Origin of the sequence: Microbulbifer sp. THAF38, from assembly GCF_009363535.1 — a bacterium.
Lineage (GTDB): Bacteria > Pseudomonadota > Gammaproteobacteria > Pseudomonadales > Cellvibrionaceae > Microbulbifer.
The window spans coordinates 1,121,386-1,132,937 of the sequence record NZ_CP045369.1 but is presented as its reverse complement, the minus strand read 5'-3'; the positions used below and the strand labels follow the sequence as shown (position 1 = coordinate 1,132,937).

Below are 11,552 nucleotides of genomic sequence, written 5' to 3'. Positions count from 1 at the left end.
TGTGTGAAGCTCCAAAAGAATCCTTTCATTTTTTTGTCGGTGGCATCAATCTGTTTTTGATGAATTCCATTTACTATTCAATTAAAGAAAGTAAGCGTGTGTCATCTTTTTGCCTAAACTACGCGCCTGACTTTCTAAGTTTTTTTGGTGTGACTAACTCGCCTTTTCTGTTATTTTTTTTACATCGGAGATCCGTTTCCCACGCTCCATGACAATCATATGGTCCGCAACATCGAAAAACCTTTCATCGTGACTGACGACGACAACTGCCTTGCCCTTGTGTTTTAGGTTGGCCAAAATTTCGTAGTAGAAAATCTTTTTGAACTCTGGGTCTTGATCGGCGGCCCATTCGTCAAATACATAAATTTGTTTGTCTTCTAAGAAAGAAATGAGCAATGCTAAACGCTTTCTCTGGCCGTCGGACAAATCAAGTGTAGAAAATCGACCATTTTCAAAGTCTACAATATGGTCAAGTTTTAATACTTTTAAGAAATGTTCGACAGTTTCTTTGTCAGCACTCTTTGTCGTACCTAATAAGCGTTCAAACAAATAAAAGTCTGTATAAATAGCGGTCACTTCGTTGCGAAGGCTATTAATCCAATCTCTATCGATTTCGTGGTTATCTAGAAAGATCTGACCCGAGTCGGCTAAATAATGCGAAGAAATAAGCTTCGCCAAGGTAGATTTTCCCGAGCCATTACCACCAACAACGAGGGTTATTTCCCCTTTGTTTATTTCAAAATCGAGAGGTCCAATAGAAAAATTCTTAGTTTCATTGCCTTCTTTAGCAGAATACTGATATGAAATTGCTTTGAAACGCATGGTCTGCCATGTTGGTAACGGTTTCACATCTTGAGAAATATCTTCTAAAGGCATTTCATCAAAGAGCGACTCCGCTTTTTTCAGTGATACATTGGCTGTGTTTATTTCTGGTATTGCCATCATTATTATGCTTATTGGCCCTGTGACATATAAAAGCACCATAATTGACGCAAGAATTTCTCCCTGTCCCACTGAATTAAAATTCAGAAAAACAAACGCCATAAATCCAATGATAAAGAAACTCATCATATCGCCATAGTTCGTTGCACAACGAACAATAGTCACGACAGCTTTGTTTAGAAAGCGATAGTCTTTTTCAACTTTTATTAATGAGTTTTCAAAGTAATCTTCACGTTTTGCATGGCACAATTTGAGCTCTTTCACCCCATATGTATTACCACGTACTCCTTCAAGTAATTCATCAACCTTGTCTCTTGTCTTAACAATAAAATTAATACCGAGCAGAATAGGGATCATGAACGTGACACATCCAAACAAAATAGCGCCGCAAATAAAGGTGAAAATTTCTGAGTTTACGTACCAGAGGTATCCCATCATGCCAAAAATGGTCACCGTACTAATCAGTAGTTCAGGCAGCATCATCGAGCCAGCCACAATTGCTTTAACGTCAGATGTAAAAGAGGCTAATAATCTCGATGAACCAACGTTCTCTAAGTTAGATAAGCGAGATTTTACGATGATATAGTAGTACTTTAATCGCAATTGTGACGCAGTATCGATGGCAACATGTAACAGGGTCAATTGTGACAAGGTTCTGGTTGCTAAAATGATCAAACAAGAGAAAGCGAATAAGGCAGCAAATTTGTAATTTCCTACTTCAAAACCCAAAAAGTATTTTGGCGCTTGCTGCAATGTCTCAAACCCTGTGTTGTCAGTGAAACTATTGAGAACAACAGGAATCAAAAATGCGTATCCTATGCCCGCAAGCGTACCGAAGAGTAACGACATAAAAACTTTAAACGGCGCTGTACCTATTAATATATTAAAAATTTTCATTGTTACTTCTCTGGTTAGTCTCTGTTGACGGAAGCAGAATCAAAGTCTTTTCTATTTCATTGGTACGATTTTCTAATGAGTTGTATTCACCATCTGCAAACGACTCGATAGTGTCATCGTAATTGTCGCTGGCTAGGTTTCCGGATTGTCCTGTTGAATTTTGGTATAAAAACTCATGGCTCTCATTCTTGAACTGAACTAATTGGCGAAAAGTCGAACCAACAGACTGCACATATCCTTTACCTGGTTCAAAAACAAAATCGGACATATTAATACTGTTAGGCGAGCCACCTTGAGATATACGGCGTTCAAAAATTGAATCTAAGCCACGAATCGTGCTAAATGGGCGATGTGCAAACAATACTTGATGAACTTCACCCCATTGCCAATCTGACATATCATCTCCTTGCAGACCAACAAGCTCTTCATACGAAGACTGCATGGCTTGTATAATAATGTCCTGACACGTTTCCTTTTCTCTTGAATTAATTCGGTCACACCAGTCAATAGCGTCACTATCAAGCAGCTTATTTAGCGTCGAAATACTGGTTTGCTCAATAAAAGTACCTTTAAGTGAATTAAACTTTTGGTCACGCCAATAGCTTCGAAACTCGTCACTTAGCAGTGCGTGCTTTAAATGTCGAATCAAGGTATAAAAAATGGTAGGACCAATATTTTCTGCTTTTGTGTCTCCTTGCCAATTGCGCAAAATGTCTAGCATTTGATTAATATGTTCGTCACTCGACTCAATGTCTGTCAGTCGTGGCAATATTTGTGCGACTTCCAGATCAAACATATCAAGTTGCATCAATTTCTGATCCGCTATTGATAGTTTTTCTTCTTGCTTTAACTTCTCTTCTATCAACGCCTTTATCCGTTGTGCTCGATAAGGCCTTGCAAAATCGTTTGAAATAAAATGCTCAACACCAGTGGATACCACAGCATTATTAGCAGAAACCAAGTAGCCTTCACTTGGATTGTAACGTTGAGGCATTTGTGACTGTGGAATAAACCCTTGCCAAGAGTAGGTTAAATCATATCCGGGCACCGGCAAACTGCCATTTCCTTGACCTCTAATCGGTATTTTACCAGCGCCAAGTTGACCGATGTTTTGCTTATGATCAACATAAACGACATTTAAAGCAGGTGTTATTAATAAATCTAGCGCTTGATTAAAGGAAGCCCAATTGTTAGCATAATTCAGGCGGAAAAAAGCTTCATAAGAGGTATCTTTAGATTCGTTGCCTACCCAGCGCAATGAAACAGGTTGTTGAAACACGTTGACAATGTCTGAAACAATGGGGCCCTCTTCTGTTGTTCGTACTTGGATCTCAATCGCTTTTAGTGGCTCTCTTAACATGGATGGAAAATCGGCTTTAACAGCGATCTTTTCGGTATATGTTGTAAAGTCCTTCCATGTATTACCTCGCAAATATTGCTGATTATTGCTTAAGTTTATTTCTTCATAATACAAGTCCATGGTATCGGCCATCATATTGGTGCTGGCCCACGCGATATGCTCGTTTTTACCTAGCATGATAATAGGAAGGCCAACAATACTTGCACCGGAAGCATTTACCTTGTTTCCCTTAATAGAAACCATATACCAGACAGAAGGTAGTTGAATAGCAAGATGAGGATCGGCTGCTAACAAGGCAAAACCATTGTTGGTGTGTTCACCAGAAATAACCCAAGCATTACTGCCTACATTGTTGCCGCCTATTCCCCAATCATTTTCCAGCTGAGCATTGATATCATCTAGTACGCTTAAGCCATCGGCAAACACTTGCGTTAATTCTTTTGTGTCTTGTGTTAATAATTTATCTCTGTTTGGCATTAACGCGTTTGCTTTGTCATCATTAAGCAATGAAGACATGACAAGCCGTTGAATATCTTTTTGAAAATCCCCCGATAATCCTAGCCCAAACATTTTAAACCAAGCAACTGAGTGTATCGGTTGCCAGCGTTGAGGTTCAATATCAAGTAAAGTGAATTCAATAGGAAGTGAATGACTTGCCTCTATCCAACTGTTGATACCTGCCGAATAAGCAACCAACGATGCCTTCGCTTCATCGTTCATCACATTAAATGATTCAACTGCGTTTCGAGCAATGCCCATTGTGCGCATATAAATATCAACATCCAGAGCACTTTTGCCAAAAATCTCACTCAATGTTCCCGTTGCCACTCTGCGTTGTAATTCTAGCTGCCACAATCTGTCCTGTGCATGCAAAAACCCCATGGAAAAATAGGCGTCATAGTCGCTTTCTGCATTGATATACTTAACACCTTGTGGATCTGTACTAATTCTCACACTAGCCTGAACACCTTCAACAGATATTTCTCCCGAACTCTTAGGAACACTATTGTCTAGATGTTGATACCCATGAAAAATAAAAAAACTTGCGGGAATTACAATGAATGTGATGAATAAAATGATCATCGGTGATGATTTATATATTCGCTGAATGAATTCCATACTTAAAAATCTCAACTTAAGGTCTGAATTAGCGTACTAATTTTAGTGTTGCCAGACTTGCCGTACTGATAAAGGAAAATTACACTACAATCTAAGCATGTTCGGAGATATTCTCAATATTGTTATGAATAATAATGACTATCCTTTAAATTAGCAGCCTGATGCTCTCCATTGAGAAGCTTCAAAAGTTAATCGTTACTTAAGTCTGCTTTAAGGCGTTTTTTAAATACTATTTTTGTCTTCTTATTCTGCTTGAGTAATTTAAGCGCGTAATGTCTCAGGCGCACCAGATCCTCCGCGCTATACCACTACAGCGCTGAAAAGTATTTGGGACTGGCTTTTTCATTAATAGCAGCATCAATTATAGAGTGCGACATTATGCCATTATCCAGGGTTTGTAGTGCAACCGCCCTGCATACTGATGAGTATTTTTACTTTATTATAATGGTTTAAACTCCTTATCAAATTGACAAGGAGTTTTATTTCTACACCCACATAACCATGTTATGCCGTAAAAGGCGTACCTTTTAGGTTATGTGTTACTACTCTATTACTTGGTTCTTTGTTTTCACCAGCAACAACAACAACACCATATTTGTTTAACGATATCTTACTACCATATTCGTCAATGTAATCAGAATCAGGGTATATTTTCACTGAGGACGGCACGTAACGCGTAGTAACTGCCATACGTGTTTGATTTTCTGTGATGTTAGGTAAAGAAGAGTGCATCAATGTTGACCAAAAAATGACAAATTGACCTGCATTCATTTCAATAGAAACAGCATCATCTTCGTTTGGCACAAAGTCTTTGTCTTTTTGTAGGTTCCGGTAATCGTAGCCAAAAAAGCCACGTTTTATACCATCTTTTTCCATTGAATTAACAGTTTCCGGTGAGTACTTCATTTCCAAAGATTCGTCGTAAACCATTTCTTCATGTGTACCAGGAATGAATCGTAAGCAGCCATTTTCTTCTGTTACGTCAGTTAATGCTGTCCAAACGGTAACCGCACCACCGAAACCGCTTTCCATCGGCCATACTACTTGTGGTTTACCTGATGCATGTGCAAAGGTGTCAGCTTGATGCCAATCGGTACCTTCATCACCTGGATATTTCGGAAACATCTCGCTGCGCCAACAAATTAAGTCAGGACCTAAGATACTAGAAATTTTGTCAACAATTTCATGACGAACAATATGCTGGGTCAATTCATCAACGTCGAAGTGGCGATCGTAACCAGCAATAAGACTTCTATTGTCTAAATCGTAAACGGCATTTTCTCGATTGAACAATGCGGCACGGATCTTTTTATATTTTGCTAAAATTTCGTTTCTTTCGTATAAATCAAAAGGGCCTGCATAGCCTTTTTCACGGAATGATTTTAACTCTTCAGAAGTTAAAGAAAATTTCTTGGTCATAATTCCCTCTACTTGGATTATGTATCCTATTTAATTATTTGGACTACTATGCTCTCTCAGATGCGTCTAAATATGAAGAAATCCATCCATTTAGGGTCGGATTTTCCATTAATTTGGAGGTAGCCACCTCTAAATTAAGAACTTCTTCTATTTGAATTTGCAAATCAACTACTGTTAGTGATGAAGCACCTATGTCAAAAAAGTCTTGCTCATCGGAAAGGTTTTTAAAGATTGGCTTATTATTAAAGAAACCTCTAATTACTTCACTTATCTTAACTTCACTCATTTTCTCTCCTTACTATCAATTGAGTTAATTTCGATTGAGTTTCTATTTTTTCAAACTTTTTTTATCGATTTTTCCATTTTTTGTGATAGGTAATTCGGAACAGAATTCAATCATTTCAGGAATCATATAATCTGCTATCTTGGTTGTGAGGTATTGCTTGATATCTCTAGCTGTCAAATCACTTTGTTTAGCAATTTTTAAGAACGCGATGAGTAGCTGCTCTCCTGTGTCATGTTGCTCCAATAAAACCACAGCCTCATCGACATGTTCTACTTCAAGCAAACTGTTTTGGATAGCTTCAAGGGACACTCGATAACCTCTAATTTTGACTTGATTATCTTTTCTACCAACAAATTCAATATCACCGTCAACATTTCTTTTTACTAAGTCACCGGTTTTATAAAGTAAGCCGCCAGCAATCGACGAATTTTCAAAAAAGCTATCACTTTTATTATTTAAGTAACCCAAAGAAACCCCTAAACCGGCAACCACTAATTCCCCAACATCACCTTCATCAACTGGTTTTAAGTGGCCATCCAAAATAAATACTTCCGTACCGGTAATCGCTTTGCCAATTGGGACAACAGAATTAGGTCTGTTAGCATGAGTCATACGATGGCAACATGTAAACGTCGTATTTTCAGTAGGTCCATACCCATTGATTACAGTTATTTCTGGATATGTCTCTAGCAATTTGTTGATCATTTTTGGATACAAAACGTCGCCACCGGCCAACACAACATTCACTGTGGACAGTACATTAATATATCGGGTAGCAATTAAATGAAAAAGTGCGGCGGTAAGCCAAAGGATGGTCACCTTGTTATCTTTGATTTCCCGATAGAATAGTTTAGGGTCTAGTATTACACCTGAATAAAGTGCTAATGTCGCCCCTGAACAGAGTGCTCCCCATATTTCAAACGTCGAGGCATCAAAAGAGAGTGGTGCAAACTGAAAAATTGTGTCTGATACTTTAATCTTTATGTAATTAGTATCCTTAACTAATCTAACAACAGCTCGATGTGGTATTTGAACACCTTTAGGTTCTCCTGTAGAGCCCGATGTAAACATGACATAACATCTAGCTTCGTGTTTATTTACGCGAGAAGTGATTACCGCTAATTGGGTCTGTTCTACGTCCGGTATTTGATTGTAATCCTTAAATTCAATAGCCTGTCGATCATCTTCAAGCAAACCGCTACAATCGCCTGTTGATACTATATGTTTAACACTTGCTTCGCTTAAATTTTTTAAGGTGATTGCAAGAGGCGCTCTGTCATCAATGGGAAGATAAGCAGCTCCGCACTTTAAAATAGCGAGCATCGCGATAATGACTTCAAAAGAACGTTTCATCGACAATGCAACAACATCGTCTTGGTTGACACCTGTAGATTTTAAGTAGTTGGCAAATAGGTCTGCTTTTTGATTCAGCTCACCATAAGTCAATTCATGTTCTTTATATTTAACAGCTATGTTTTGAGAGGCTATCTGTGCTTGTATTTCAACTAGCTCATGGACCAATAGTGCTCCGATATTATTATACGACACCTGTTAACTCCATGCTTAAATAATCGTAGAGATAAGCTAATGTTTTAGACCGTTCTCGCAGCAGGCCGTAATGGTCTCCATCTGATTCAATATGTATAAGCGAATCTAAAATCAGACTTTGAATTTTTTCAGTACTTGAAACATTCGTTTGCAAGTCTTTTGTGCCTGTTACTAACAAAGTAGGTGTTGAGACAGCGCGTGCTAACTTTTTATATTCTACGGAACGATAAGACAAGTAGTTGATTGCATAACGATGAAAATAATGAGCTTGTGAAAAAGGAAGATTAACACCGCAAGGAACATCTGGATTTTCTAATTTTAGACGACTAAGAATGAATTGGGCTTTGTCTTCGCTCATGGCTGCAATTGGCAATAAATTACTAATGTCCATTCCATATTGTGTTATGCAGTCAGGGTCATCCAATAAGGTATACTCACCATTAATAAGTATTAAATGGCTAAATGATTGGGGGCTTTGGTTTTCTGTAGCGAGTGCGATACCCGCACCGGAACAATAACCAACGAGTATTGCATTGTTAATATTTTTGTATTTTAGCAGGGAAAGTAAATCTTTCGCATGATTATCTACAGTCAGCTCATCCTGAACTACTTTGCGACTTGGTGGAGCGAGTATTAATCGACATTCATAAGTGATTATATTAAACCGTTTGGCAAAGGTTTCGAAAAATGGCTGTGCAATATCCACCTTCAACCCAAAAGGCAATATCAAGCAAATCCAAGGGCTATCACCGGAACAATATGAAACCAAATAATTAAATGAAATGTTACCTTTCTGAAATACTGAGCGCTTTATCAACTTAAATCCTTTTAAGCAGTGTTTAATTGCAACTATTGCAATGAATTATGGCATAAATGAGATGCTTGGTTTCAAGTAATAACTGAAATCCTTTTATACTGCAAGCAGATCATCTTACATCTCTATAAATAATTTACTTGGTGATTTTCCAGCCCAACTCGCTCTTGATCTACTATTCAAGCGATCGATTACAAATTGAACCTGCTCGACTGTTACCTTATTAAAGTCGGTATCCTTTTGTTAATACTTTCGAATTAGGCAGTTAGTATCTTCATTGATCCCTCTCTCCCAGGATGAGTATGGGTGAGTAAAATAAATATCAGCCTCCAAGCCTTGTACAATCGTTTCATGGCTAGTGAATTCAAGATCATTGGCGAAGATAATTTTTTTGATTTCATCTTTGAAGCTCACCATATGACTAACCGCTGCTTCAGCCAACAAGTCTGATCGCTTACCTATCAATCTAATAATACCAGTAAATAATATCCTGCATTCAACCATGGTCAATAAAATTCTTCCACGTCACTTTCCTCTAACGGTATCACCCTCCCAGTCTCCGACCCGATTCATCCGGTCCACAACAAAGGCCGATCATCTATGCTCATTCTACTTTTGATCTTTCCACGTCGATCATATTTATAGCAGCACCTGCGATAGAGCTTTGATGCAATCCTAAGTTGTTTGTATAGGTCCCCACCATTTTTCTAATCTAAATAAATGAATTGGTAGATCGCCTCATGATTTAACGATCCACTCGTATGTCTTCTTAATTAGCATACAGTCTGCTGAGGGCTTAATTCTTTCTGAGTTAGGATGTCGATTTGTTGCCACTCGCTATTAGTCACTTTCTGTATCTTATGCGCTTGCTGGCGTCTTAGCTCCTCATGCTTATGGCTATACTGGGCGACATCCTCGCAACCCTATATTGAGTCGCAACTCTCGGCTGATCGCCTAAGGGTACCTCTCTAAAAACTTTTCTATTGCTTTCTGAGAGTGTCCAGCTCTTCTTAGACTGTAAATTTGGTACGTTCGTTCTCGCTTAGTTGACACTAGCTCATCAGTGCCTTTCTCTTGGCTGGGAGGGTTGCCGAATCTATCAGCTGAGTCCCTCTTACCAATTACATTTATTATCCGAAACCAAGATTCTTTGATGATCATACATGCATCTAAAACGTTGTCAACAAGTTAATTTTCAGTTAATTTATGAAAATTCAAAATTATCAAAATAATTTATCCGGAGCGCAAGTTGATTAATAGCAAATTATTTATAGTTCCAAAACCAATAAAAAACCCCAAAATTCGTTTGTTCTGTTTTCCCTTTGCTGGAGGTTCAGCAAGCACTTATATTTCTTGGGTGGACAAATTTTATAGTGATATAGAGGTCGTTTTAATACAACCACCAGGAAGAGGGGCTCGAATAGCAGAGAAACCTCATGAGCATATTAGTAGTCTTGTCGATGAGTTAATGAACTATGCACAACATATTACCAATATTCCTTACATTTTATTTGGTCATAGTTTAGGTAGCAGAGTTGCTTACGAACTATCTTGTAAGTTAATGTCTCTTCGAATGCCTTTGCCTGAATACTTTATTGCTTCTGGATCAAGAGCTCCTCACTCAAAAAATAGGAATAAACTTATATACAACCTCCCTAAAGAGTCGTTTATTAGAGAATTAGAAAAATTAAATGGTACCCCTAAAGAAATACTCGCACATAAAGAATTAATGGAGTTGTTCACTCCATTATTGCGAGCAGATTTCAAAATAGCTGATAACTACCAAGCAAAACGAGTTCAAATGCCATTTCCTATATCTGTCTTACATGGAAAAAAAGATACAGATATAGGAAAAAAAGAGCTAGCAGCATGGGGCGAGTTAACCAGTAACCACTTCAAAATAATTCAACTACCAGGAGATCACTTTTTTATTAACGAATATAGCAGTGAGGTTGTTAAACAGGTCTCATTAATCATAGATAAAGTTAAATACTTACAAAAAAATAAATCAGCTTAGAATAAAACGAAAGGAACCTGGATGATACAAAGCCTGTTTTATCAAACAATAACCCAAAGCCGAAAAATGATTTCGTATGTGACACCCAATATTGGGGCAATAGTACTTGCTCAGTTCATATGATTGCATGCGATTTCAATGCTTCGAATTACAAGCCTAAACTGTTTTCAGAATTAAATATCTATTTCTCAAAAAAATCAAAACAGCAGTAGAAAAATGTCAAGCGGAATTTCTAGCAGTACGTTTTGGTGTTCAAAAGTCATTCTATTTTCTGCCCCGACTATAACGGATTGTCGAGCATTTCCATAGGTTAATATAGAGCTCCTGTTTGGCCAAATGGATTCATTGTTTCTATCATACATACATCCTCAAGAGTAATTTGTGTAGTTGCTAGAGAGAAGCAGTATGAGTACATTGGTATTGATTTTGAAGAGGTTATACTAGAAGCTATTTCATAACTTCTTTAATGTAATTAACATGCATGCAATATAGAAAAAGCGCGATAATTGAACGAATATCGTTCCTCTCTAACAACAAAATGGCGGTAATTTACCAGCCACGCAAAAGACCGCTCAACTTTCCAACGGCGAGTATACCTTCTGAGCTTTTTACCATCCTGCCTTGAGTTTTTTTGCTATTTCTCCTATTTGGACAGATAAGGTCGATTCCACGACCCTACAAACTATCTCGAAGTAGATCAGAGTTCGCCGTTTTATCATAAACTAAGCGATGAATCTTTGTATTTTTATACGTAACATCAAATAATGGATGTAATAACTTTAGTTCTGCTGGTGAGGCCGAAGTAATGGTGCCTCCTAGTGGAGTATCTTCGCCATCGTCCACCACCATCCACTTTGAACCCTTGCCCCGCTTAGTTTTCCCGATTTCGAAGCCCCCTTTTTTGGTGGTTCAAAGTTGCCATCAGAAAAGACCTCCTCCCAGTTAAGCAAAGACTGTTGATCCAACAGCTCCAGGAACCTACTCCATACCTGTAACCAAGCTCCTTGCTCTTCCTAAAACTAAAGCCTTCTCCAGTATGTACTCGGTGATGGATAGTGTGAAGGAAGATCTTTCCTTCGCGCTCCAGAACGTATAACCCACAGGATGCCTTCAAAACAGTCTCGATTGTCAATTGATCATTGGTTAATTC

9 protein-coding genes are annotated in these 11,552 nt (G+C 38.1%); 1 reads left to right on the top strand and 8 read right to left on the bottom strand.

Annotated features, from left to right (window positions below):
* Positions 1 to 153 precede the first annotated feature (153 nt).
* The 7 genes from FIU95_RS04885 to FIU95_RS04855 form a co-directional block, all read right to left on the bottom strand.
* Positions 154 to 1,839, bottom strand: a complete 1,686-nt coding sequence (locus FIU95_RS04885; RefSeq protein WP_152452049.1) for a cyclic peptide export ABC transporter — start codon at positions 1,837 to 1,839, stop codon at positions 154 to 156.
* Positions 1,826 to 4,318, bottom strand: a complete 2,493-nt coding sequence (locus FIU95_RS04880) for a penicillin acylase family protein (protein ID WP_152452047.1) — start codon at positions 4,316 to 4,318, stop codon at positions 1,826 to 1,828. The genes FIU95_RS04885 and FIU95_RS04880 overlap by 14 nt, the downstream gene beginning before the upstream one ends.
* 504 nt (positions 4,319 to 4,822) lie before the next feature.
* Complete coding sequence (locus FIU95_RS04875; protein ID WP_152452045.1) at positions 4,823 to 5,737, bottom strand: chlorinating enzyme; 915 nt, start codon at positions 5,735 to 5,737, stop codon at positions 4,823 to 4,825.
* Between the two features lie 46 nt (positions 5,738 to 5,783).
* Complete coding sequence (locus FIU95_RS04870) at positions 5,784 to 6,023, bottom strand: acyl carrier protein (protein ID WP_152452038.1); 240 nt, start codon at positions 6,021 to 6,023, stop codon at positions 5,784 to 5,786.
* Between the two features lie 42 nt (positions 6,024 to 6,065).
* Positions 6,066 to 7,571, bottom strand: a complete 1,506-nt coding sequence (locus FIU95_RS04865) for an amino acid adenylation domain-containing protein (protein WP_152452036.1) — start codon at positions 7,569 to 7,571, stop codon at positions 6,066 to 6,068.
* Positions 7,561 to 8,277 (bottom strand): alpha/beta fold hydrolase, encoded by a 717-nt coding sequence (locus FIU95_RS04860; RefSeq protein WP_152452034.1) that lies wholly within the window; start codon positions 8,275 to 8,277, stop codon positions 7,561 to 7,563. Before FIU95_RS04860 ends, FIU95_RS04865 begins: the two co-directional genes overlap by 11 nt.
* Positions 8,278 to 8,628: 351 nt before the next feature.
* On the bottom strand, positions 8,629 to 8,895 hold the full coding sequence (locus FIU95_RS04855; protein WP_152452032.1) for a hypothetical protein: 267 nt from the start codon (positions 8,893 to 8,895) through the stop codon (positions 8,629 to 8,631).
* Positions 8,896 to 9,634: 739 nt separating this feature from the next.
* Here FIU95_RS04855 and FIU95_RS04850 point away from each other — a divergent pair.
* Positions 9,635 to 10,402, top strand: a complete 768-nt coding sequence (locus FIU95_RS04850; protein ID WP_216646302.1) for a thioesterase II family protein — start codon at positions 9,635 to 9,637, stop codon at positions 10,400 to 10,402.
* Between the two features lie 1,019 nt (positions 10,403 to 11,421).
* On the opposite strand, the gene FIU95_RS21660 is transcribed toward FIU95_RS04850, so the two are convergent.
* Positions 11,422 to 11,535: a transposase gene (locus FIU95_RS21660; RefSeq protein WP_152456117.1), complete on the bottom strand. Its 114-nt coding sequence runs from the start codon at positions 11,533 to 11,535 to the stop codon at positions 11,422 to 11,424.
* Positions 11,536 to 11,552 lie beyond the last annotated feature (17 nt).